This is a genomic window from Corynebacterium frankenforstense (assembly GCF_030211955.1).
Classification (GTDB): domain Bacteria; phylum Actinomycetota; class Actinomycetes; order Mycobacteriales; family Mycobacteriaceae; genus Corynebacterium; species Corynebacterium frankenforstense_A.
The window spans coordinates 1-23264 of sequence record NZ_JASODI010000021.1; the positions used below are offsets into that span (position 1 = coordinate 1).

Genomic DNA, 23264 nt, shown 5'->3' on the forward strand with positions numbered 1-23264 from the left:
GCCCGCCGCGGGGAGTTCCTCGTGGCGGGCGCGCCGGGTTTAAGGCGTGCGGTGAGCCAGCGGGGAGCCCGCCGGCCGACCGTGCGCTAGATGCGGATGCCGGTCATGCGCTCGATCTGGTCGCGCAGCTCAGCCGGGGCGAACTGCTGGAACGCCCAGGCGATGATGCCGCCGAGGCCGAGCACCACGACCAGGGCGCCGATGACGCCCAGGGCGGCGGAGCTGCCGACCGGCAGGGTCGAGGAGCCGCTCGAGCCGTCGTTGCCCGGCTTGTTGTCGTCGCTCGGCTTGCCGTTGTCGTCGTCGCCCGGCTTGTCGTCGTCGGAGTCTTTCAGGTTGAAGCCGACCTTGACCGGGTCGTGGTCGGAGGCGCGGAAGACGATGTTCTCCGGGTCGTCCTGGTAGAAGTCGACGACGTTGTAGTTGCGTCGCGAGTACTCGAAGGCCAGCGGCTCATCGGCGTTGATGTCCCAGACCTTCGCGTCGACGACGCGGTCCATCGCCGCGGCGTTGCCCAGCGCGTGGTCGAGCGAGCCCAGCCGCGCGGAGAACTGGTAGGAGATGCCGGCGTCGTGCTCCTCGGCGATGTTGGTGTAGCCGCCGTGCTCGAGCACGGCCAGGGTGCGCTCCTTGGAGTAGGAGTTCAGGTCGCCCAGGATGAAGGTCGGGGTGTCCGCCCAGTCCTCCTGCTCGTCCAGGTGGGCCAGCAGGGCCTCGGCCTGGCGGGCGCGGACGTTCGGGTTATTGCCCTGGCCGTCGCCGGAGTCGGCGTCGTTGTTGGCCACGGAGCCCTTCGACTTGAAGTGGTTGACCACGGCGACGAAGCTCTCGGCGTCGTCGGAGCCCGCGGCGTCGTCGGCCTCGGTGCCCTCCGCCTCGGTGCCCTCGTCGGCATCGTCGGCGACGCGGGCGGCGTCGTCAGTCTCGTCGGTGTCGTCGGCGTCGTCGCCGGCGCCGGCGGCGCGGAACTCCTGGGCCAGCGGCTGGCGGGCCAGGCCGGTGAAGGCCTCGTTGTCGAAGATGCGCGACTCGCCGACCGGTTCGACGGTGTCCGGGTTGTAGATGAAGGCGGTGCGGATGACGTCCTCGGCGGTGCCGGTCTCCTCCGGGGAGGGCACGTAGGCCCAGTTGCCGCCGGCGGCGTTCAGCGCGTCGACCAGGCGGGAGAGCGCCTCGTCGCGGCGGTCCTTCGAACCGGTCACCGAGTAGGTGTTCTCGATCTCCTCGAGACCCAGCACGTCGACGTCGAGGCGGTTGATCGCCGCGACGATCTTGCGCTCCTGGTCGCCCAGGGCCTCGGCGGTGTAGGCGCCGCGCACCGTGCAGTTGCGCGCGGTGACCGGGTTGTTCTCACGGTCGTTGTAGGAGCTGCAGTTGTGGTCGGCGCCCAGCGAGGTGAAGTAGTTGAGCACGTTGAAGCTGGCGATCGAGTAGTCGCCCTCGACGGAGTCGATCGCCTCGAGCGCGGCCGGACGCGAGTCCTCCCACGTGATCGGCAGGTCGGCGCCGGCGGTGTTGCCGGTCACCGGGGCGGTCGGCTGCAGCGACCAGGCCTCGAAGCGGTAGTCCAGGACCACCGGGTGGGCGAAGTCCACCGCGTCGCCGGTGCGCAGCGACTTGATCGTCTTCGCGTCGTCCTGGGCGATCCACGGCAGCGGGGTCGCCTGGTCGCCGCGCAGGTAGTTGCGCGAGCGGCCGTCGTCGAGGACGAGCACCTCCTCGGTCTGCTCCTCGGTCAGCTTCTGCACCGGCGAGTCCGCGGCCGTGTCCGGCTCGTGGACCTCGGTGGCCTGCAGGTACGGCTCGTCGCCGGTGGCCAGCTGCACGGTGCCGAACTGGTTGAGGTTGTAGTTGCCGGTCACGGTCATGTCGCCGGTCGGCTTGACCAGCATGCCCTCGAAGGCCTCGCGGGCCTCGTCGCCGGCGGGAATGGCCTCGATCTCGAGGGCGACGACGGGCTCGAGGTCCTCGACCGGCTCGACGTCGGTGGCCTTGATCTGGGTCAGCTCGTAGTGCTCGCCCGCGGTGCCGGTGACGGCCACCGAGGCACCGACCTCGGGAAGCTCCTTGCCGGGACCGGTGTAGACGAACAGGCCGTGCGAGGCGTCGCCGGCCTTCGGCTCCTCGGAACCGGTGCCCGGGTCCTGCAGGTAGAAGCCGTCGAAGCCGCCCTCGGGGTAGGCCGCGGTGACCACGCCCTCGACGGTGACGGTCTGGCCGTCCAGCGGGGTGGTCGGCCCGGTTCCCTGGACCTCGGCGGCGGTGACGCGCTCGCCCGGCTCGACCGGGGTGGAGCCGTCATCGCCGTCGGAGCCGTCGTCGGAGTCGTCACCGTCGCCCGGGTCCGCGGCGTCGTCGGAGGCCTGCGGGGTCGGGGTGTCCACGGTGAAGTCGACCGAGTTGTCGTCGGTGTCCACGCCGTCCTCGGCGCGCTGCACCGAGGTGGTGTTGGAGGTGGCGGCCGCCGGGGCGCCCTCGAAGTTCTGGGCGGAACCCCAGCCGACCAGGTCGACGACCTCGCCGTCGGCGTCGGTCAGCTCGGCGATGGCCTGCTTGGCGCTGAAGTTGAAGCCCGCCTCGAGGTCGACGCCCGGAAGCTCCTCGCCGTTGTCGCCGCCGGCGCCGGCGATCAGCAGGTGGCCGCCGGCCGGGACCTCGCCGGTCAGCGTCGTCGCCGCACCGGAGTTGCCCTTGGTGGACTGCTGGTCGAGGGTCCAGCCCTCGACGCTGATCGCCTCGTCGGTCGGGTTGTAGAGCTCGACGAAGTCACGGTTGAACACGGCGCGGGAGTTGCCCCCGCCGCCGTAGACCTCGTTGATGACCACGTTGGAGCCGTCCGGGGCGGCCACGGCCTGCGGGACGACGATCGAGCCGGCGGCCGCCGTGACCGCGGCCGTCAGGGCGGCGGTCACGGCACGGCGCACCGGACGGCGCAGGGGACCGCGCACGGTCGGGGCGACGGGACGTCGGAAATCGGAGGGGGAGGGGCGCGGGGGCGTCATATCTGCACGCTTCCTGGGAGGAGACAGGGGACGAGCTCATTATCAGCGCCCAGGCGGCTGTCGGCAGGGTGTAGGGGCGACGCCCGCGCCCGGCGCCAGCGCGTTCACCCCCGGGGCGGGAAGAATTCCGCCGCGCGCCAACCGCACGCCACCGCAGGTTCACCCCCGCGCGGCTCACTCTGCCCGGCGCGGGCGGGGCCCGGGCGGGTGAGCGAGGTGGGCGGGGCTTAGTTTCCGCAGCACCGGGGCGGTAGGCTCTGTGACGTACCGATACCTGCGAAGCCCAAAAAGGGGAGACCTGTGGCCCGTGTAGTAGTCAATGTCATGCCCAAGGCGGAGATCCTGGACCCCCAGGGCCAGGCCGTCGTCCGCGCCCTGCACCGCACCGGCGTCGAAGGCGTCGCCGACGTGCGCCAGGGCAAGCGCTTCGAGCTCGAGGTCGACGACTCCGTCGACCGCGCCGAGCTGGAGAAGGTCGCCGAGACCCTGCTGGCCAACACCGTCATCGAGGACTTCGAGGTCGTCGTCGAGGCCGCGGGGGAGGCGCAGTGACCGCCCGCATCGGAGTCATCACCTTCCCCGGCACCCTCGACGACGTCGACGCCGCGCGCGCCGTGCGCTACGCCGGTGCCGAGGCCGTGGCGCTCTGGCACGCCGACGCCGACCTCAAGGGCGTCGACGCCGTGGTGGTCCCCGGCGGCTTCTCCTACGGCGACTACCTGCGCAGCGGCGCGATCTCCGCGATCGCGCCCGTGATGGGCGCCGTCGTCGAGGCCGCGGGCAAGGGCATGCCGGTGCTGGGTATCTGCAACGGCTTCCAGATCCTCACCGAGGCCCACCTGCTGCCCGGGGCGCTCACCCGCAACCAGAACCTGAGCTTCCACTGCGTGGACACCGTGCTCACCGTCGAGAACACCGACACCGCCTGGACCCACGGCCTCGACGCGGGCTCGGTCTCGGGGTCCGGCTCGGTCCCCGGTGACGGCGCCGGGATCCTCATCCCGGCCAAGCACGGCGAGGGCCGCTTCCAGGCCTCCGCCGAGACGCTCGCCGAGCTCGAGGGTGAGGGCCGCGTGGTGTTCCGCTACACCGACAACTTCAACGGCTCGATGAACTCGATCGCCGGCATCTGCAGCGCCAACGGCCGCGTCGTCGGCCTCATGCCGCACCCCGAGCACGCCATCGACCCGCTGACCGGCCCGTCCACGGACGGCCTCAAGCTGTTCGTCTCCGCGGTCGGCACCATCGCCGCCTGACCGTCGCGCCCGAAGCCCGAAGGGAGTTCCCCCACACCATGACCGTCCACAACGACACCGTCGCCGCGGCGCAGGCCGACCCGCACGCCGAGCAGCCCTACCGCGAGCTCGGCCTCAAAGACGACGAGTACCACCGCATCAAGGAGATCCTGGGCCGGCGCCCCACCGACGCCGAGCTCTCCGTCTACTCCGTGATGTGGTCCGAGCACTGCTCCTACAAGTCCTCCAAGGTCCACCTGCGCTACTTCGGTGAGACCACCACCGACGAGATGGCCGAGAAGATCCTCGCCGGCATCGGCGAGAACGCCGGCGTGGTCGACATCGGCGACGGCAACGCGGTGACCTTCCGCGTCGAGTCGCACAACCACCCCTCCTACGTCGAGCCGCACCAGGGCGCCGCCACCGGCGTCGGCGGCATCGTCCGCGACATCATGGCCATGGGCGCGCGCCCGGTCGCCGTGATGGACCAGCTGCGCTTCGGCCCGGCTGACGCCGCCGACACCCAGCGCGTGCTGCCCGGCGTGGTCGACGGCATCTCGCACTACGGCAACTGCCTGGGCCTGCCCAACATCGGCGGTGAGACCTCCTTCGACGCCACCTACGCCGGCAACCCGCTGGTCAACGCCCTGTGCGTGGGCACGCTGCGCTCCGACGACCTGAAGCTGGCCTTCGCCTCCGGCACCGGCAACAAGGTCATGCTCTTCGGCTCGCGCACCGGCCTCGACGGCATCGGCGGCGTGTCCGTGCTGGCCTCCGACACCTTCACCGAGGGCGCCGAGCGCAAGCTGCCGGCCGTCCAGGTCGGCGACCCCTTCGCTGAGAAGGTGCTCATCGAGTGCTGCCTCGACCTCTACGCCGCCGGCGTGGTCGTCGGCATCCAGGACCTGGGCGGCGCCGGCCTGGCCTGCGCGACCAGCGAGCTGGCCGCCAACGGCGACGGCGGCATGCGCGTCAACCTGGACAATGTCCCGCTGCGCGCCAAGGACATGACCGCCGCCGAGATCCTGGCCTCCGAGTCCCAGGAGCGCATGTGCGCCGTGGTCACCCCGGAGAACGTCGAGCGCTTCCGCGAGATCTGCGCCCACTGGGACGTCACCTGCGCCGAGATCGGCGAGGTCGCCCCCGGCGACCGCCTGATCATGACCCACCAGGGCGAGGTCGTCTTCGACGCCCCGGCCCACACCATCGCCGACGACGCCCCGCAGTACAACCGCCCCTGGGCCCGCCCGGCCTGGCAGGACGAGCTGCAGGTCCAGCAGCCGGTCGAGCGGCCGGCCGACCTGGCCGAGGCGCTCAAGAAGATGGTCGCCTCCCCGGCGCTGTGCTCGCGTGCGCACATCACCGAGCAGTACGACCGCTACGTGCGCGGCAACACCGTCAAGGCGCTCAACTCCGACGCCGGCGTGCTGCGCATCGACGAGGAGACCGGACGCGGCGTGGCCGTCGCCTCCGACGCCTCGGGCCGCTACACCAAGCTCGACCCGAACACCGGCGCGCGCCTGGCGCTGGCCGAGGCCTACCGCAACGTCGCCGTCACCGGTGCCCGCCCGGTCGCCGTGACCAACTGCCTCAACTTCGGTTCCCCGGAAAACCCCGACGTGATGTGGCAGTTCCGCGAGGCCGTCCACGGCCTGGCCGACGGCGCCCAGGAGCTGGGCATCCCGGTCTCCGGCGGCAACGTCTCCTTCTACAACCAGACAGGTGACGAGCCGATTCTGCCGACCCCGCTCGTCGGCGTGCTCGGCGTGATTGACGACGTCGCGGACGCCACCGGCCACGACCTGGGCAGCGTGCCCGAGCCCGAGTACATCTACGTGCTGGGCAAGACGCACGAGGAGTTCGGCGGCTCCGTCTGGCAGGAGATCTCCGGCGGTGGGCTCAACGGCCTGCCCCCGCAGGTCGACCTCGCCGACGAGGAGCGCCTGGCAGACTTCTTCGTGCCGGCCGCCGCGCACGGCCTGCTCACCGCCGCGCACGACTGCTCCGAGGGCGGCATCGCCCAGGCGGTCGTGGAGATGGCGATGCGCTCCGGCCTGGGTGTGGACCTGGATCTGACCGCGGTGCACGAGGAGCTGTTCACCGCGCTGTTCTCCGAGTCCGCCTCGCGTGCGGTCATCGCGACCACCGCGGACCGCGCCGACGCCGTCGAGAGCCTGCTCGGCGAGGCCGGCGTGCCGTTCATCCCGGTGGGCAAGACCGTCGCGGACTCGCGTGAGCTGAAGGTCATCGGCGAGGACGACGCGTTCACCGCCGACCTGGACGAGCTGACCGAGGCCTGGTCCGCCACGCTCCCCGACCTGTTCGGGCATGCCGTGGGTGCCAACTCGAACCCCGAGGAGCTCGAGGAGCTGTAGGGGAGCGGGGCTTCGCCCTGGTCCTGGGGTGATGCCCCGGGAAGTTCCGGGAGAGTCGCCGTGCCGGAGGACGGTGCGGTGGCTCTTTCGTGCTTCGGGGGTGTTGGGGGCCGGGGGGCTGGGGGTCGGGCCGACGGTTTCGCTGGCCGTCGGGGTGTTGCGGCCCGGGGTACCGGGAAAATGTGTCATGGGGGAATTCAACGACCCGCGTTTTCCCAGGTCGATGAGAACCGGTCGGGCTGGGATGACACAAAAAGTCGGGTCGGGGAGCCGTCCCTGGGGATAGCGGGTAGCCAGACCGGGAAAATCAGGCAGTCCCGGGGAAAATCAGGCAGTCCCGGGGAAATGGGGCAGGAGCGGTGCCCCGGACCTCCCGGCCGGCCCCGGGCCCCCGACCGACCCCGCCCCGCTGCTACACCCGCCCGCTGACCACGTAGTGCGGGCGGGACTCGTGGCCCGGGGCGGTGCCCAGCTCCGCGTCCAGCTCCTGGACCCGCGGCACCTCCTCGACCTGAACGTCCCTCAGCCCCGCCTCGCGGAAGACCTCGGCGAAGGCCTCCGGCCCGCGGGATCCGGCCAAGGGCAGCGTCCGGACCGTCTCGTCCGTGTAGGTCCGGGCGAATTCGTCCGGACCGCCGGCCGACTCGACCTCGAGGTCACCCACGGTGCCCTCGGGAAACCAGTTCGCGTCCACGCAGACCACCCGGCCTCCCGGGGCGAGCAGCCCGGACCAGGACCGGACGGCGGCGACCGGGTCGCGCAGGGTCCACAGCAGGAAACGCGAGACCACGGTGTCAAAGCCCACGCCCGTCCCGACGCCGGCCGCGGCCAGGCCGGGGGCGGGTGAGACGGCGTCGGCGCGCACGAAACGGGCCAAGGGTGCGGCGGCGCGACGTCGGCAATCGAGCTCGGAGCGCGCGGCGGCGAGCATGCCCTCGGCGGTGTCCACGCCGACGACCGCGTGACCGAGGTCGGCGAGCAGGAAGGCGAGGTAGCCCGAGCCGGTGCCACAGTCGAGGACGCGGGCCGGCGGTGCGGGCAGGTGCGCGGCGAAGACGCCGGCCCACAGCTCGCGGTCGACGCGGGCGCGGCGGCCGTGCATCTGGTTGCCGTGGTAGGCCGCGGCGCGGTCGGACCAGTAGCGGTCGAGCCGCTCTTGGAGCTGAGTCAGGTCGGTGCGCAGGGAAGTGGTCATTTCGGCTCCTGGTCCTCCTTGAAGGTGTCGAAGAGCAGCACGATGCGCCCGTGGACGTCGACGCGGTCGACGCGGGTGCGGTAGACGGGCTCGAGGACCTCGGGAAGCAGGATCTCGTCGGGGGTGCCCGCCGCGACGACGCCGCCGTGGTCGAGCAGCACGAGCCGGTCGCAGTAGCGCGCGGCCAGGTTCAGGTCGTGGAGGACCACAACCGTTGACCCCTCCCGGTTCGCGACCAGGTTCAACAGCTCGTACTGGTAGCGCACGTCGAGGTGGTTGGTCGGCTCGTCGAGGAAGAGGTACGGGGTCTCCTGGGCGAGCGCGCGGGCGATGAGCGCGCGCTGGCGCTCGCCGCCGGAGAGCGACTGGACGTCGCGCGGGGCGAGGTCCAGGGCGCCCAGCGAATCGAGTGCGGCCTCGACGATGCGCTCGTCCTCGGCGCGCGGGCGGGCCGTCGCGCCCAAGTAGGGTAGGCGACCGAGCATGACCAGGTCCGCCACGCGGATCGGGATGTCCGACTCCTGTTCCTGGGTGACCACCGCTATCTCGCGGGCCAATTGCTTGCGTGGGATCGAGCCCAGCGCGCGGTCGCCCACCATCACCGAGCCGGCGTCCGGGTCCAGCGACCCGTAGAGGCAGCGCAGCAGCGTCGTCTTGCCCGAGCCGTTCGGCCCGACAAGTCCCAGCACCCCGGACGGCGGTACGTCGAGGTCGACGCCGTCGAGCACGCGCTTGCGCCCGCGGTTCAGCGTCAGCCCGCGCGCGCGGATGCCGGCGGCGCTGTTCACATCGCCGACGCGCCCTGCGCCGGCCTCCGCGCCTGCACTGCCGCCGGCCGCGCCCTCACCGGATGTCACTGATTGTTCTCCAGGAACTCGTCGACCTTCTCCAGACCGTCGACGGCCAGCGGCGTCGGCGGCTCGGCGAAGTTGAGCAGCAGCGGCATGATGCGGTTCTCGCGCACGGCGTTCGAGTTCTCCAAGCCCTTGATCTGCTTGACCGCGTCAACCACCGGCCCGGCCTCGCCCTCGGAGTAGAGCGCGATGATCACGTCGGGGTCGCGCGCGAGGAGGTCCTCGGCGGTGACCTCGAAGACGCGCTCGGAGGAGTCTCCGTAGACGTTCTCCAGCCCGGCGGACTCGACGATCGGGTGCGACATCGATCCGGTGCCGTAGGCGTAGGTCACGCCGCCGCCTACGGTCGGGTAGAGCACGGCGACCGAGCGGCCCTCGCCGCTGGCCTTGTTCGCCAGTTCGGCGACGCGCTTCTCGAGGTCCGCCACGACCTCGTCGGCCTTGTCCTCACGGTCGAAGACCTTGCCGTAGAGGCGCACCTCGTCGTAGACGTCGTCCCAGGTCACCGGCGACTTCAGGGCGTCGCAGAAGCCGGGCTCCTCGAGCATGCGCACCCCGCCGGTGTCGCCCATGGTCTGGCGGTTGACGGTGTCGGTGAAGCCGAGCACGAGGTCCGGCGAGGTGGCCACGATCTCCTCCTTGGAGATCTGCAGGTGTCCGGAGGCGTCGAGCTTGTCGGTGATGCTCGGGATCTCGGCGATCTTCGCGTTGGTGGCGTCGTCGTAGTACTCGGTGGGGTACTGGCCGGCGCGCGCGGTGACGCGGTCGAGCACACCGAGCGCGTTGAGCGTGGCGATCGACGCCGGCTTGAGCGTGGTCACCCGCTCCGGCGCGGCGTCGAAGTCGACGGTCTCGCCGCAGTTCTCGACGCTGACGGCGGCTTGATTGGCGACGCCGCCCCCCTCGCCGTCGGCGGTTCCCTCGCCGTTTGCGCCGCAGGCGGCCAGCGGCAGCACCAGCGTGCAGCAGGCCAGGGTCGCGAGGGCGCGGCGGGATCCGCGGGCGCGGCGGGGGCGGGTGAAGGAGTTCATCTGGGGTCCTTTCGGGGAAGTGTCAGTTGGGTTTTTCAGTTGGTGTGTCTCGGTTGGCGGTCTCAGTTCGCCGGGGCGTACATGCGGCGCACCAGGATCAGCAGGAAGGGTGCGCCGACCAGCGCGGTGATGATGCCGATGGACAGCTCGCGCGGGGCGAGCAGAGTGCGCGCCCCGATGTCCGCCCAGATCAGCAGGATCGCCCCGGCCAGCGCGCTGACCGGGATGACCGCGCGGTGCGCGCCGCCGACGAAGCGGCGGGCCAGGTGGGGCACGACCAGACCGACGAAGCTGATGGAGCCGGCCATCGCGACGATGCCGCCGACGAGCAGGCAGGTGATCACCAGCAGGCCGGCGCGCAGTTTCTCCGGGTCTACGCCCGCGGTCAGGGCGGTCTCGTCGCCGACGGCCAGCGCGTCGAGGTTGCGGGCCAGCAGCATCAGCAGCGCCACGGAGGCGACGACGATGACGGCGATGACGACGAGCGGGCCGTCCCAGCCGGCCAGGCCCAGGGAGCCGAGCAGCCAGAACATCACCGAGCGCGAGGACTCCGCGGAGTCGGAGGCGAAGATGAGGAAGCTGGTCACCGCCGAGAGCGCGTAGCCGATGGCCACGCCCGCCATGAGCAGGCGGATCGACGTCAGCCGGCCCTGCGAGCGGGCCACGGCCCACAGCAGCAGGGAGGCGGCCAGCGCGCCGATGAAGGCGCTGCCCTGCAGGGCGTAGTCGCCCAGTCCCGCGCCGAGGCCGAAGAGGATGGCCAGTGCCGCGCCGGTGGAGGCGCCGGAGTTCACGCCGAGGACGAAGGGGTCGGCCAGCATGTTGCGCACGAGCGTCTGCAGGATCGCGCCGGAGAGCGCGAGGCCCGCGCCGACGAGTCCGCCGAGGATCACGCGCGGCACCCGGATCTCCCAGATGATCGCGTCGTGGACGGCCGCACCCTCGAGCGCGGTGCCGAGGAGGTGGTGCGAGACGACCTGGAGGGTCTCGGTGGGGCGGATGGGCACCGGCCCGGCGCCGACGCCGACGATGAAGGTGATCGCCAGAGCGACGGTCAGGGCCAGTGTCCACAGCGCGGTGCGGCGGCGGGCGGCGGCCAGGCCCAGGGTGTCGGTCATGGCGACCAGCCTACATTCAAACGGTTCCTAGATCAATTGAATGTTTGCCGGTTCCGGCGGCGGTGGGGAGGGCTGCGGCGGGGGTGATCCCGGATGTTGTGCTGGCGTGGGATGCCCGGGCGCGGTAGCGTACCTACGCGACCGTAGGAAAACCTTACGAGGGGGACCACCGTGACTCCGGGACTCCACGAGACCAGTGCCCGCCGCCCCGCCGAGACCGGCCCGGCGACCGGTGCTGCGACCGGCACGGATCCGGCGCGCCCGGGGCAGCGCGGCGGTGCGCCCGGCCCCGTCGGCCCGGACGGCGCCGACGCCCCGCGACGCCGCCGGCCCCTCGTCGACCGCGGCCCGCGCCCTCTGATCCGCGGCTGGTTCCACCTGGTGGCCGCCGGCCTCTCGGTGGTCTCCGGCACGGTGCTGACCACCTTCGCCTGGATGACCCTGCCCTGGTGGCAGGCCCTCGGGGTGACCGTCTACGCCGTCGGTCTGCTCACCCTCTTCGGCGTCTCCGCGGCCTACCACCGCGGCCCCTGGCGCAGCGAGGCCGCCGTGCGCTGGTGGCGCCGGGCCGACCACGCCACCATCGCCGTCTTCATCGCCGCCACCTACACCCCGCTGTGCCTGATCGTCCTCGAACCGGCCCAGGCCGCCTGGATGCTCGGCACCGCGTGGCTCGGCGCGGTAGGCGGGGTGGTGCTCAACCTCGTGTGGATCGGCCACCCCCGCTGGCTCGACGTCGCGGTCTACCTCGCGCTCGGCTGGCTGATCGTCCCGCTCATCCCGCAGCTGTGGCACTCCGCCGGCCCCGCCGTGGTCTGGCTGCTCTTCGCCGGCGGCGTCGTCTACAGCCTGGGCGCGGTGGTCTACGGAGCACGCTGGCCGGGCCGCAGCGCCCGCTGGTACGGCTACCACGAGCACTTCCACACCGCGACGATCATCGCCGCGATCGTGCACCTGGTGGCCGTCTGGATGGTCGTCGTCCAGGGCGGGTGACGTGCGCGCGGCGCAACCGCCCAACCGCAAGGGAAACGCCCGCGGCGGGAACCGCGGGCGTCGTCAATTGAACTAGTCGATGCGCTGGTGGGTGACCTGCGGCGTCAGCGAGAGCGGCGAGTAGTGCCCGCGCAGCTCGCGCAGGGTGTTGGCGTGCTCGGCGAGGCGCTTGTCCTCCTCGGTCTCTGGGACGAAGGTGCGCGCCAGCTGCGGCTCGCCGTCGACGCCGAGGCCGATGTAGGTCACCGTGGCGTGGATGGCGGTCTCGAGCTCGTCGCGGCCGCGGTGGGCGTCGCCGGCGCGCACGTGGATCGACATCTGCATCGAACGGGCGTCGGTGCGCATCATGCGGGCGTCGACCTCGATGAGGTCGCCGATCGAGATCGGCTGGTAGAAGCGGATGCCGCCCGCGTAGACCGCGACGGTGCGGATGCCGGACCACTCCATCGTGCAGGCGGTGCCGGCCTCGTCAATCCACTCCATGGCCGTGCCGCCGTGCACCTTGCCGCCCCAGTTGATGTCCGTCGGCTTCGCCAGGAAGCGCGTGATCAGGCGCGGGGCGTCCGAGGGGCCGTCGTAGGTCTGCTTGGCCATCTCCGTCTCGATGGCCTTGCGCAGCTCGATGCGCGACTCGGCGGCCTGCCAGACGCGCTCCTCCTCCTTGTTGGCCGGGTGGAACTTCGGCACCGCCTGCGAGCGGCCCGTCGCCGTGTCCTTGGCCACGAAGATGACCAGGCAGTCGCAGGCCGGGGAGAAGTGGCCGTCGCGCGGGTCGGCCGAGAGGACCTCGTTGACGATGTGCATCGAGGACCGGCCCGTCATCGCGATGCGCGAGCGGACCTCGACCATGTGGCCCGAGGGGATCGGGCGGGTGAAGTGGATGTGGCCGACGTAGGCCGTCACGCAGTAGGTGCCCGACCACTGGGTGGCGCACGCGTAGGCCGCCTTGTCGATCCACTCCAGCACGCGGCCGCCGGAGACCCCGCTGGCGCCGGCCATGAGCACGTCGGTCGGTGCCGCCATGAACCTCAGCGTCACCGAGGGGGAGGGGGTCTGGGGCTCGGCGGTGGTCTCGGCCATGGTCCTTCTTCCTGTCACTTCACTCGTTGCTTCACTTATTGCTTTCCGACGTCCCGCCGCAGCGCACCCGGGGCGTCCACCCGAGGCCAGGTTACCCGCGTCGCGCGCGAGCCGCGGGGCGGGCGGGTGGGGTTAGGCTGGCGGCCATGAAGAAGGTCGATCCCGCAGAGGCGCGTGCCGCCGTCCTCGCCGTCGCCGACTGGGTCCGCGACCCCGACACCGTGGACCGGCCCGCCCGCCCGGCGGTGGCCGCGGCCGTGCGCGCCACCGCCCGCACGCTGGCACAGGAGGCACCCGGCCACACCGTCGAGCTGCGCGTGCCGCCGTTCGTCGCCGTGCAGTGCGTCGAGGGGCCGCGCCACACCCGCGGCACCCCGCCCAACGTCGTCGAGTGTGCTGACCTGCAGTGGCTGCGGCTGGCCACCGGGCTCGAGGACTTCGACGCCGCCGTGGCCGGCGGGCGGGTCGAGTCCTCCGGCTCGCGTGCCGGGGAGGTTGCCGGGCATCTGCCGGTTGTGCCGTTGGAGTGAGGTTTCGGGGGTCTGGCTCGGCCGGGGTCGGGGGTTCTTGGCTCGGCTGGGGTCTGGGGTTCTGGCCGGGCGCTGCCGGGATCGGGGCCCGTGGGCATTTTGTGTAGGTTTGTCGGGCCGGCGTGACGTTTTCCCGGGTCAGTTTTCGGACTCTCGGGCAAACCCGCCCAAAATGCCCACCGGTGAGTCCATCGGGCACCGGTCCTGGTGCTGATGGTGCAGATGGGGCGCAGCTGTCGGCTCGGGCCCTACCGAGAGGGATGGTGGGCCCCGGCGGCCGAGCTGCGGGACCTGGTGCCCCGGCAGAACCGGAGGATCGGAGCCCGCACCGCCGTCCGGGGCCGATCCCGGGCAAGGGCGTTAGTGTCCCGCAACAACGGGCCGTTAAGATGAAAGACGTGGCAATCGAGAACTGTCCCGGACCGCACGGCGTCGCCGCGGACCTCGACGACCGCGGCGAGAACGAGCCGCGCGAGGAATGCGGCGTCTTCGGTGTGTGGGCTCCGGGTGAGGAAGTAGCCAAACTCACCTACTTCGGGCTGTTCGCCCTCCAGCACCGCGGCCAGGAGGCCGCGGGCATCGCGACGGGCGACGGCGACCGGATCGTGGTCTACAAGGACATGGGCCTGGTCTCCCAGGTCTTCGACGAGTCCCTGCTCAGCGCCTTCGAGGGCAGCGTGGCCATCGGCCACACCCGCTACTCGACCGCCGGTGGCAAGGACTGGTCCAACGTCCAGCCGATGTTCCGCTCGACGCGCGACGGCCTGGACATCGCCCTGGGGCACAACGGCAACCTGGTCAACTACGTCCAGCTGCGCGACGAGGCCGTCTCCAAGGGCCTGATCGACCGTGAGGACGCCTCCGACACGACCGTGCTGACCGCCCTGCTCGCCGACGGCGTGCACGGCGAGACCGGCATCTTCGAGGCCGCCCGTGAGCTGCTGCCGCGGGTGACCGGCGCGTTCTGCCTGACCTTCACCGACGGCAAGACCCTCTACGCCGCCCGCGACCCGCAGGGCGTGCGCCCGCTGGCCCTCGGCCGGCTCGAGCGCGGATGGGTCATCGCCTCCGAGACCTGCGCGCTCGACATCGTCGGCGCCTCCTTCGTCCGGGAGATCGAGCCCGGCGAGCTGGTCGCCGTGGACAACACGGGCATCCGCTCGGAGAGCTTCGCCAGGCCGCGCCCCCGCGGCTGCGTCTTCGAGTACGTCTACCTGGCCCGCCCGGACTCCGTGATCCGCAACCGCCCGGTCAACGCCGCGCGCATCGAGATCGGCCGGCGCCTGGCCCGCGAGTATCCGGCGGACGGCGACCTGGTCATGCCGGTGCCCGAGTCCGGCACCCCGGCGGCCGTCGGCTTCGCCCAGGAGTCCGGCATCCCCTTCGGGCAGGGCCTGGTCAAGAACGCCTACGTGGGCCGCACCTTCATCCAGCCCACCCAGACGCTGCGCCAGCTGGGCATCCGACTCAAGCTCAACCCGCTGCGCCACATGATCGAGGGCAAGCGACTGATCGTCGTCGACGACTCGATCGTGCGCGGCAACACCCAGCGCGCCCTGATCCGCATGCTGCGCGAGGCCGGTGCGGCCGAGGTGCACGTGCGCATCGCCTCCCCGCCGGTGAAGTGGCCGTGCTTCTACGGCATCGACTTCGCCAGCCCCGGGGAGCTGATCGCCAACTCGTCGTCGGCGGCCGACGAGGAGACCGTGGTCTCCTCGATCTGCACCGCCATCGGCGCCGACTCGCTCGGTTTCGTCTCCGTCGACGCGATGGTCGAAGCGACCGAGCAGTCCCGCGACGAGCTGTGCTGCGCCTGCTTCGACGGGCACTACCCGCTGGGTGTGCCCGTGGGCAACGACAACGCGGAGGTCGTGGCGGCCCTCCAGCACTGCGGCAGCGCAGATGAGTTCAACGACCTGGTCATGGCCGCCGAATCGAAAGGAAACCTGAACGGATGAGTGAGAACGAGGCCGCCTCCGGCGAGCAGACCGGGGCCTCCTACGCGGCGGCCGGCGTGGACATCGCCGCCGGCGACCGCGCCGTCGAGCTGTTCGCCCCGCTGGCCAAGAAAGCCACCCGCCCCGAGGTCCGCGGCGGACTCGGCGGCTTCGCCGGGCTCTTCGCCCTGGGCGAGTACCGCCAGCCGCTGCTGGCCGCCGGCTCCGACGGTGTGGGAACCAAGCTGGCTGTGGCGCAGGCCGTCGGCAAGCACGACACCATCGGCATCGACCTGGTGGCCATGTGCGTCGACGACCTGGTGGTCTGCGGCGCTGAGCCGCTCTTCCTGCAGGACTACATCGCCATCGGCAAGGTCGTGCCCGAGCACGTCGCCGAGATCGTCTCCGGCATCACCGAGGGCTGCGTCCAGGCCGGCTGCGCGCTGCTGGGCGGCGAGACCGCCGAGCACCCCGGCCTGATGGAGGAGGGCGAGTACGACGTCTCGGCCACCGCCGTCGGCGTCGTCGAGGCCGACGAGCTGCTCGGCCCCGACCGGGTGCGCGCCGGTGACGTCGTCATCGGCATGGCCTCCTCGGGCCTGCACTCCAACGGCTACTCGCTTGCCCGCCACGTGCTCCTCGAGCGCGCCGGCCTGCCGCTCGACGGCTACGTCGAGGAGCTGGGCCGCCCGCTGGGCGAGGAGCTGCTGGAGCCGACGCGCATCTACGCGCAGGACTGCCTGGCCCTGGCCGCCGAGTGCGAGGTCAAGACCTTCTGCCACGTCACCGGCGGTGGCCTGGCGGGCAACCTCTCCCGCGTGATCCCGGAGAACCTCACGGCCCGCCTGAGCCGCGGCACCTGGACCCCGGGCCAGATCTTCCGCACCATCCAGTCCCTCGGCCAGGTCAGCCAGGAGGAGATGGAGAAGACCTTCAACATGGGCGTCGGCATGGTCGCCGTCGTCTCGGCCAACGACCGTGACCGCGCGCTGGCGATGCTGGCGGCCCGCCACATCCCGTCCTGGGAGCTGGGCACCGTCACCGAGTCCGCCGACGGCGAGGAGCGCGTCGAGCTGACCGGCAGCCACCCCGGCTACTGAGCCCCACACACAACGAAGCGCCGGTCCCTCCCGCTGGGGGAGGGGCCGGCGCTTCGACGTTCACCGCCCGCGCAAAGACCCGGGGACGGAGATCAGCGGCTACCGGTGGCCCGGCCGTCGCCGTCCTCCGTGTCGTCCTCGTCGTCGATGTAGGCGGCGTACGGGTCCTCGTACTCGTCGTAGTCCTCGTAGTCGTCATACCCGTCGTCGTGGGAGTCCTGGCCGGACTTACCGGCCAGCTCCCGCTGCAGCGACTCAAGGTCCATCTCGGGCGTGTAGTACTTCAACCGGCGTGCGACCTTCGTCTGCTTCGCCTTCGCGCGTCCGCGGCCCATGGCCATGACCCCCTTGGAGTTCGGGACTATCCAGGGCAATTCGGATAACCCATCGGCTGTTCAATCGTGATTATTCCTGTAAGACAGGATAGCGGGTACGCGAACAAATTTCTGCAATGGGCCCTGAGCACTACTTATAAGGCAAAGCTGGCGAAAGTGCGGTTAAGTTTCGTCAGTCCCGCCGGCGCCCCCGCCGCCTCAGCCCCGCCGCGCCTCGCGCAGCCGGTCGATCGCCGCGCGCCCGGCGTGCTCGCCCTCGTCGACCGGCAGGCTGTCCGGGTCGACCACCGCTGCGGCCTCGCCGGCCTGCAGCTGCCCGCCGGTGAGCGCCGAGCGCTTGACCAGCCCCAGGGCGACCGGCCCGTCCTCGAAGTGGTGCACCACCGTGCCCAGCTGCCCGACGCGGCGCCCGCCCGGCCCGGCGGTGATGTCCGTGCCCGGCACCGGCAGCTCGGGGGCCGACCCGTCGAGCTGGAGCAGCACCATCAGCCGCGGGGAGCGGCCGATGTTCTCCACCCGCGAGACGGTCTCCTGGCCGCGGTAGCAGCCCTTGTGCAGGTGCACCGCGCCGGCGTGCCCGTGGCGGCCGATCCAGTGGGCGACCTCGTGGGCGATGGACTTGTCGTCCAGGTCCGCGCCGTGCTCCGGCTCCATGGCGGCCACACGCGCGGCCGTCCAGGTCATCAGCCCCGCTGGCTGCACGCCGGCTCCCGTCAGGGCGGCGGCTAAGCCTGCCAGTTCCCCGCGCTCGACGAGGAAGTCGGTGCGGGCGGGGCCCGCCCAGTCCACGGTGCGGGAGACGGCGACGCGGGGCAGCGGGACGTCGTCAATTGAACCCGTGCCACCCAGGACGGTGACCACGCCCAGCCCGGTGGGCTCGACGGTGACCTTGGACCAGAAGATCATCCGCTCGAGGTAGCCGCGCAGCGACTCGGCCTGCGCGGCCGGGAGGTCGAGGTAGAAGGCGTCGGCGGTGCGGGTGACAAAGGCGTGGTGGGCGACGTGGCCCTGGGAGTCCATGTCCAGCGCCTCGGCGGAGAAGCCGGGTTCGGCGTCGTCGAGCTTCTGGGAGAGCAGGTTGTTGAGGAACTCCGCGGCCTCCTCGCCGGCCACGCGCAGCACGCCGCGCTGCGAGCGGTCGATGAACACGGGGCCCTGGGCGGCGGCGCGCTGCTCGCCGAGGGGGTCGCCGTAGTGCCAGGCGACGCCGGCGGCGTCGATACCTGTGGCCGCGGGGTCGTCCGGGTTCGCCGGCGTGGCGACCGGGAGATCCAGAAGGGGGGAGCGGTAGGTCTGCGAATCCGTCACGCCCCCGATGGTAGCCATGCGAAACGGGCATAATCGAGGTATGGCTGTCCCACAAGGAACCCGAGCGCCCGTCATCTTCGTCCTGGAACCGTTCGGGGGTTCGATCCGGCGTAACAACCCGAACCTGCCGTTCATCTTCTGGGACGACGCGGCGGTCACCCGCGGCGACGGCGTCTTCGAGACGCTGCTCATCCGCGACGGCAAGGCCGCCAACCTGCGCCGCCACGCGGAGCGTTTCCGCTCGTCGGCGCGGCTGCTCGACATGCCGGAGCCGGACGCGGAGTACTGGGCGCGCGCGACCGCCGAGGCCGCCGAGGCCTGGGTGACCGAGCGCGGCGAGGGCGTCGACGCCAAGTGCGTGTGGACCTACACCCGCGGGCGCGCCTCGACCGGCTACCCCAGTGCGTGGCTGGTGCTCAGCGACATCCCGCAGAAGACCCTCGACCAGCGCGCCAACGGGGTGAAGGTGATGACGACCCCGCGCGGCTTCAGCGTGGACACGACGCTTCCGGGCGTCGACGAGGTCACCCGCGGCGGCCTGGCGGGCGAGGAGCGTCGCGTCGCGCCCTGGCTGACGGTGGGCGCGAAGACGCTCAACTACGCGGCGAACATGGCCGCGCTGCGCTGGGCGCACGCCCACGGCACCGACGACGTCATCTACGTCGACCCCCGCGACGTGCACCCCGATAAGGGCCCGCGCGTGCTCGAGGGCGCGACCTCGACGGTGGTGCTGGCCAAGCCCAAGAAGCGGCTGCGCACCCCGGTGCCGGGCGGCGAGGTGCTGCCGGGCACCACGCAGGCGGCGCTCTTCGAGCACGCCGAGGCCGCCGGCTGGCGCTGCAAGGCGCGCGACATCTACCTGCGCGACCTCAAGACCGCCGAGAGCGTGTGGCTGGTCTCCTCGGTGCGCGTGGCCGCCCGGGTGCTCTCCCTGGACGGCAAGACCCTCGAGGCCGGCGGGGACCCCGGGGAGGTTCGCGCGCTCATCGAGGGCGCGCTGGGTTCCTAGACGTTCAATTGACGACGTCGCGCCTGCCCCGCGCGGGCGCGCGCGTGCCGGGTGGGTGCGCTGCCCGGCGCCGGGGCGCCGGGGTGGGCGCCTGGCCCCGGGGTGGCCGGGGCCTAGCCCCCGGGTGGGCCGGCGCCTAGCCGGCGTAGCGGGTCAGTTCGGCGGACATGCGCGGGCGCAGCTCGCCGTCGACCATGCGCTCGTCGACCCAGCCGAGGTGGTTGTTGGGCAGCAGGCCGTAGAGGCGCTTGCCGGGGCCGAGGGCCGTCGGGCCGGTCTCGGTGACCATGGTGGAGGCCGACTCGACCTGCCAGGCGCGCTCGGAGATCGGCTTGCCGTAGAAGATCTCGGCGACACCGGTCGAGTGCGTGGTCACGATCTCGATGTTGTCCTTGGCGTCGATGCGCCAGAAGCCGGACTCGCGCTGGTCCTGGCCGGTCGCCTCGCCGTTCTCGTCGATCTTCCAGATGCGGGACTCGTAGACGAGGTAGTTCTCGCCGTCGTGGGCGAAGGTGACCTGCTGGCCGAAGGCGTACTGGCCGTCCTCGGCGGTGTCCGCCTCGCCGGTGCCGCGCCACACGCCCACGAGGGGCAGCAGGGCGAGCAGGCCGTCGTGGATGTTCGGGCCCTGGCGCAGGTTGGCGGTGTCCTCGGCCACGGGCAGGTCGCCCAGGTTCGGGATGTTGCGCCCGGCGGTGTCCTTGGACTGCTCGGCGGCGAGGTTGATCGCCTCGTTGCCGTCGAGGGTGCGCGCCTTCATCGGCTGCTGGTCCGCGCCCTGCCCGGCGGCCTTCCCCGCGGCTTGGGCGTCGGCGGCGGTGTCCGCCCGGGAATCGGGGTTGTTCTGCGCGTTGTCGTGCTCGTGGCTCATGCGCACCAGGCTACAAGGCCCGCGCGACAACGGCGGTCTGGGAGGGGTCTCGGACGGGAGGATGGGCCCGTGGGTCGCGCTGCGGCAGCGCCGTGGGTCGCGCTGCGGAAGTGCGGCGCCCCGTTAGGGTGGGGGCATGCGCGCGCTCCTGATCACGAACCCGAACTCGACGGGTCAGCGGCCCGAGGTCATGCGGCAGGTGCTCGCCCACCTGCTGCCGCTGCCCGGCCTGCGGCTGAAGTCCGTGTTCACGCACTACCCGCAGCACGCCGTCGAGCTGTGCTCCGGGCTGACGCGGAAGGACTACGACGTCGTCATCGGCGTCGGCGGCGACGGCACGCTCAACGAGATCATCAACGGCCTGCTCGGCGGCGACGCCGCCGGTTCCGAAGGGGCGGCCGCCGACACCGACCCGGCGCAGATCGCCGAGGCCGAGCCGGGCGCGCCCGCCCCCGACCCGGCCGAGCTGCCGGCGCTCGCGCTGCTGCCGACGGGCTCGGCCAACGTCTTCGCCCGCGCGCTGGGCTTCCCGCAGGATCCGGTGGCCGCCGCGGAGCTGTTGGCCCGGCTGCTGCGCGAGGACCTGCTCCGCACGATCCACCTGGCCCGCTGGAACGGCAACTGGTTCGGCGTCAACGCCGGCTTCGGCATCGACGCCGACGTCATCGCCCGCATGGAGCGCGCCCGCTCGCGCGGCTTCGCGGCCACCCCGCTGCTCTACCTGACGACCTCGCTTCTGGCCTGGAACCGCATCCGCCGCGACCCGCCGCAGATCAGCGTGCGGGCGACCTCGGTGGACGGCGAGGAGATGGAGCTCGATGATCTGCCGCTGCTCTTCGCCTCGAACACGAACCCGTGGACCTTCCTCGGCCCGCTGCCGGTGGTGACCAACCCGGCGAACTCCTTCGACCGCGGCCTCGGGCTGTTCGGCCTGACCCACCTTGACGGCGTGGGCGGGGTGGCCGGCATGCTGCACCTGCTGGGCATGGGGCACTCGCGCTGGTTCGAGCGGTTCATCGAGAAGCGCACCGTGCGCGTCGACGACGCCGCGGACCTCACGCTGCGCAGCGTGCGCCCGCGCAACTTCCAGGTCGACGGGGAGCTGGCCGGCGAGTTCGACGAGATCCGCCTGCACACCGTGCCCGACGCCATCGAGGTCTTCGCCCCGCGCGAGGAGACCCGCTTCAGCGACCGCACACCGGGGCAGGTGCTGCGCGACTTCCTGCGCTGGCGCTAGGGGGCGCCGCGCGCCGGGACTGCCGGGTCCGCGCAGGCGCGCCGCCGGCACACCGGCCCGGCGCCGCCCGCTACCGCCCCGCGCCGTAGTCCGTAGAGTCGAAGTCGCTGGCCTCGGAGGACTCGATCGGTGCGAGGTCGCTGAGGCTCACCGTGATGTTGCGCCGCTGCGCCTCGAAACGCAGCGAGCCGCCGCTGACCCCGACCGACTCCACGCGCGACTCCAGCGGCAGCACCCGGGTGTCCAGGTCCCAGGCGAACGCCGCGGCGGCCTCCTCCTCGCGGCCCTCGGGGGCCTCGAGGACCTCATAGGGGCGCATGGTGAAGTGCTCGCCGTCGAGGCGCAGCGTGGCCAGCACCGTCACCGGGTCCGAGAAGCCCTCCGGAGTGCCGGTCAACTGCACCTCGGTCGCCCCGCCGCCGGTCGGCGAGATGTCGTAGGGGTTGGAGATGTCCAGGTCCGTCATGCCCAGCTGCTCGCCGACGGCCACCCCGTCGAGGCTGATGCGCCGGGTGCTCAGCTCGGCGCGCGCCCCGGAGATCTCCCCGGTGAGAACCTGATCGGCGGTCACCTTCAGCCCGTCGAGCTGGGTGGAGGCGTTGACCAGGCCGAAGCCGGGGGTGTCCACGTCGAGCACCTCGACGCTCATCCCGGAGATCTCCCCGGTCAGCGTCGAGGCCAGGTACGGGCTGCCGCCGATGGAGACGCGCGGCTCCATCTCCAGGTTGGACTCCCGGGCCACGGCGGACGCCACGTGCGCCTCCGCACGGGCGGCCACCGCGGCGTCGGCAAGCATGCCGCACGCGCCGACGGCGACCACGACGCCGCCGGTGAGCACCAGTTTCCGGGAGAATTTCACAACGAGCCATTGTAGCGGGGGCTCGCGTGGCTAGGGTGGGCGCCATGACCGCAAGCGAGATCACCGTGCACACCGGCGCCCCCGACGCCGCGACCGCCCGCGACCTGGTCGCCCGCACCGCTGAGGCCGACGGCTTCGAGGCCCTCTCCGAGCAGTTCCTGCTCGGCCTCGACGACGCCCGCCTGGGCCACCGCCACCTCACCGTCACCCGCGACGGCGCCCTGGTGGGGCTGGCCGCCGCCGACGGGGAGTCCGCCGAGCTGGTCGTCGACCCGGAAGCGCGACGCGCCGGGGTGGGCCGCGCGCTCGTCGCGAAGTTGGGGCCGATCCCGCTGTGGGCGCACGGCGACCTGGAGCCCGCGCGCGCCTTCGCGCGCGAGCTGGGATACGGCGCGCAGCGTGAGCTGCTCGTGCTCGCCGTCGCCGGAGAGACGCTTTCCGACGCCGCGTCCGTCTCCTTCAGTGCGCCCGGGGTTGCCGAGGTGGGGCGCGAGGGCTTCCTGGCCCTCGACCTGGCGGAGTCCGAGCGCCGCTTCGGCCGCGACGCGGTGCTCGACGCGTGGCTGAAGGCCAACAACGAGGCCTTCTCCTGGCACCCCGAGCAGGGCAGCTGGGACCGCGAGCGCCTCGAGCGTGCGATGGAGGCCGAGTGGTTCGAGGCCGGCGACGTGTGGCTGCTGTGGGGCGGCGGTGACTCCGTCACCGCCGCCAGGGACAAGGGCATCGCCGCCAGGGACAAGGGCATCGCCGCCGGGGACAAGGGCACTGAGGTATCTGTGCCGCCGCTGGCCGGATTCCACTGGACGAAGTGGCACGGCGGGCCGGCCGGCGAGGCCGTCGGCGAGGTCTACGTCATCGGGCTGGCCTCCGACTTCCGCGGCCGCCGGCTCGGCGACCCGCTGCTCGAGGTCGGCCTCGAGCACCTGGTGCGGCGGGGCGCGGACCGTGTCATCCTCTACGTCGAGGCGGACAACGAGGCGGCCGTCAAGGCGTACCGCCGCCGCGGTTTCACCGAGGCCGAGCGCCACGTGGTCTACGGGCCGGCCGAGTAGAACGGTCCGTTATCCCCCACGAACGGGGGTATTATGACCGGACATACTCTGTGATCTTATCCGGAAGTCTCTACGGAGAGTGCCCGTCAACACACAGCTAACAAGGGTGTCTATAAGCAAGTTTCTGTCGGCGACCCCCACCG

The 23264-nt window shown here is 71.8% G+C and carries 20 protein-coding genes; 10 read left to right on the top strand and 10 right to left on the bottom strand.

Annotated elements, in window-relative coordinates; translation table 11 throughout:
- Positions 1 to 86 precede the first annotated feature (86 nt).
- Positions 87 to 3002, bottom strand: a complete 2916-nt coding sequence (locus QP119_RS09855) for an ExeM/NucH family extracellular endonuclease (protein ID WP_284775770.1) — start codon at positions 3000 to 3002, stop codon at positions 87 to 89.
- Between the two features lie 300 nt (positions 3003 to 3302).
- Between QP119_RS09855 and purS the strand changes: the two genes are divergently transcribed.
- From purS to purL, 3 genes are read left to right on the top strand one after another with little or no spacing between them, the layout of a single operon-like run.
- Positions 3303 to 3554 (top strand): phosphoribosylformylglycinamidine synthase subunit PurS, encoded by a 252-nt coding sequence (gene purS, locus QP119_RS09860; RefSeq protein ID WP_075664509.1) that lies wholly within the window; start codon positions 3303 to 3305, stop codon positions 3552 to 3554.
- Positions 3551 to 4258, top strand: a complete 708-nt coding sequence (gene purQ / locus QP119_RS09865; protein ID WP_284775772.1) for a phosphoribosylformylglycinamidine synthase subunit PurQ — start codon at positions 3551 to 3553, stop codon at positions 4256 to 4258. Before purS ends, purQ begins: the two co-directional genes overlap by 4 nt.
- A 38-nt stretch (positions 4259 to 4296) precedes the next feature.
- Positions 4297 to 6612: a phosphoribosylformylglycinamidine synthase subunit PurL gene (purL, locus tag QP119_RS09870; protein WP_284775774.1), complete on the top strand. Its 2316-nt coding sequence runs from the start codon at positions 4297 to 4299 to the stop codon at positions 6610 to 6612.
- 412 nt (positions 6613 to 7024) lie between these two features.
- Here purL and QP119_RS09875 read toward each other — a convergent pair whose 3' ends face one another.
- The 4 genes from QP119_RS09875 to QP119_RS09890 form a co-directional block, all read right to left on the bottom strand.
- Complete coding sequence (locus QP119_RS09875) at positions 7025 to 7807, bottom strand: class I SAM-dependent methyltransferase (protein ID WP_284775775.1); 783 nt, start codon at positions 7805 to 7807, stop codon at positions 7025 to 7027.
- On the bottom strand, positions 7804 to 8577 hold the full coding sequence (locus QP119_RS09880; RefSeq protein WP_284775822.1) for an ABC transporter ATP-binding protein: 774 nt from the start codon (positions 8575 to 8577) through the stop codon (positions 7804 to 7806). Before QP119_RS09880 ends, QP119_RS09875 begins: the two co-directional genes overlap by 4 nt.
- Before the next feature lie 83 nt (positions 8578 to 8660).
- Positions 8661 to 9692 carry an ABC transporter substrate-binding protein gene (locus tag QP119_RS09885; RefSeq protein WP_284775777.1) on the bottom strand — a complete coding sequence of 344 codons (1032 nt, stop codon included), beginning with the start codon at positions 9690 to 9692 and terminating at the stop codon, positions 8661 to 8663.
- A gap of 62 nt (positions 9693 to 9754) precedes the next feature.
- Complete coding sequence (locus tag QP119_RS09890) at positions 9755 to 10810, bottom strand: FecCD family ABC transporter permease (protein WP_284775780.1); 1056 nt, start codon at positions 10808 to 10810, stop codon at positions 9755 to 9757.
- 357 nt (positions 10811 to 11167) lie between these two features.
- On the opposite strand from QP119_RS09890, the gene trhA reads away from it, so the two are divergent.
- On the top strand, positions 11168 to 11803 hold the full coding sequence (trhA, locus tag QP119_RS09895) for a PAQR family membrane homeostasis protein TrhA (protein WP_284775823.1): 636 nt from the start codon (positions 11168 to 11170) through the stop codon (positions 11801 to 11803).
- Between the two features lie 72 nt (positions 11804 to 11875).
- On the opposite strand, the gene QP119_RS09900 is transcribed toward trhA, so the two are convergent.
- On the bottom strand, positions 11876 to 12883 hold the full coding sequence (locus tag QP119_RS09900; protein WP_284775782.1) for an acyl-CoA thioesterase: 1008 nt from the start codon (positions 12881 to 12883) through the stop codon (positions 11876 to 11878).
- 146 nt (positions 12884 to 13029) lie between these two features.
- Here QP119_RS09900 and QP119_RS09905 point away from each other — a divergent pair, with 146 nt between their 5' ends.
- The 3 genes from QP119_RS09905 (at position 13030) to purM (ending at position 16450) form a co-directional block, all read left to right on the top strand.
- Positions 13030 to 13413, top strand: a complete 384-nt coding sequence (locus QP119_RS09905) for a sterol carrier family protein (protein ID WP_284775784.1) — start codon at positions 13030 to 13032, stop codon at positions 13411 to 13413.
- A 398-nt stretch (positions 13414 to 13811) separates the two neighbouring features.
- Entirely contained in the window at positions 13812 to 15371 is a 1560-nt protein-coding gene (gene purF, locus QP119_RS09910; protein ID WP_284775786.1) for an amidophosphoribosyltransferase, read from the top strand.
- On the top strand, positions 15368 to 16450 hold the full coding sequence (gene purM / locus QP119_RS09915; protein ID WP_284775788.1) for a phosphoribosylformylglycinamidine cyclo-ligase: 1083 nt from the start codon (positions 15368 to 15370) through the stop codon (positions 16448 to 16450). The genes purF and purM overlap by 4 nt, the downstream gene beginning before the upstream one ends.
- Before the next feature lie 92 nt (positions 16451 to 16542).
- Here the strand turns inward: purM and QP119_RS09920 are convergent, their stop codons facing one another.
- Positions 16543 to 16785 carry a DUF3073 domain-containing protein gene (locus tag QP119_RS09920; protein ID WP_211272327.1) on the bottom strand — a complete coding sequence of 81 codons (243 nt, stop codon included), beginning with the start codon at positions 16783 to 16785 and terminating at the stop codon, positions 16543 to 16545.
- Between the two features lie 198 nt (positions 16786 to 16983).
- Positions 16984 to 18111 carry a YgfZ/GcvT domain-containing protein gene (locus tag QP119_RS09925; protein ID WP_423777800.1) on the bottom strand — a complete coding sequence of 376 codons (1128 nt, stop codon included), beginning with the start codon at positions 18109 to 18111 and terminating at the stop codon, positions 16984 to 16986.
- A 22-nt stretch (positions 18112 to 18133) separates the two neighbouring features.
- Between QP119_RS09925 and QP119_RS09930 the strand changes: the two genes are divergently transcribed.
- The gene (locus QP119_RS09930) at positions 18134 to 19102 is read left to right on the top strand and encodes an aminodeoxychorismate lyase (RefSeq protein WP_284775792.1); all 969 of its coding nucleotides are present in this window, start codon (positions 18134 to 18136) and stop codon (positions 19100 to 19102) included.
- 136 nt (positions 19103 to 19238) lie between these two features.
- On the opposite strand, the gene QP119_RS09935 is transcribed toward QP119_RS09930, so the two are convergent.
- Positions 19239 to 19862: an FABP family protein gene (locus QP119_RS09935; RefSeq protein ID WP_284775825.1), complete on the bottom strand. Its 624-nt coding sequence runs from the start codon at positions 19860 to 19862 to the stop codon at positions 19239 to 19241.
- Between the two features lie 247 nt (positions 19863 to 20109).
- On the opposite strand from QP119_RS09935, the gene QP119_RS09940 reads away from it, so the two are divergent.
- Positions 20110 to 21210 carry a diacylglycerol/lipid kinase family protein gene (locus QP119_RS09940; protein WP_284775794.1) on the top strand — a complete coding sequence of 367 codons (1101 nt, stop codon included), beginning with the start codon at positions 20110 to 20112 and terminating at the stop codon, positions 21208 to 21210.
- 70 nt (positions 21211 to 21280) lie between these two features.
- Here the strand turns inward: QP119_RS09940 and QP119_RS09945 are convergent, their stop codons facing one another.
- Entirely contained in the window at positions 21281 to 22069 is a 789-nt protein-coding gene (locus tag QP119_RS09945) for a DUF2993 domain-containing protein (protein ID WP_284775796.1), read from the bottom strand.
- 44 nt (positions 22070 to 22113) lie between these two features.
- Here QP119_RS09945 and QP119_RS09950 point away from each other — a divergent pair, with 44 nt between their 5' ends.
- Entirely contained in the window at positions 22114 to 23121 is a 1008-nt protein-coding gene (locus tag QP119_RS09950) for a GNAT family N-acetyltransferase (RefSeq protein WP_284775797.1), read from the top strand.
- Positions 23122 to 23264: the final 143 nt, after the last annotated feature.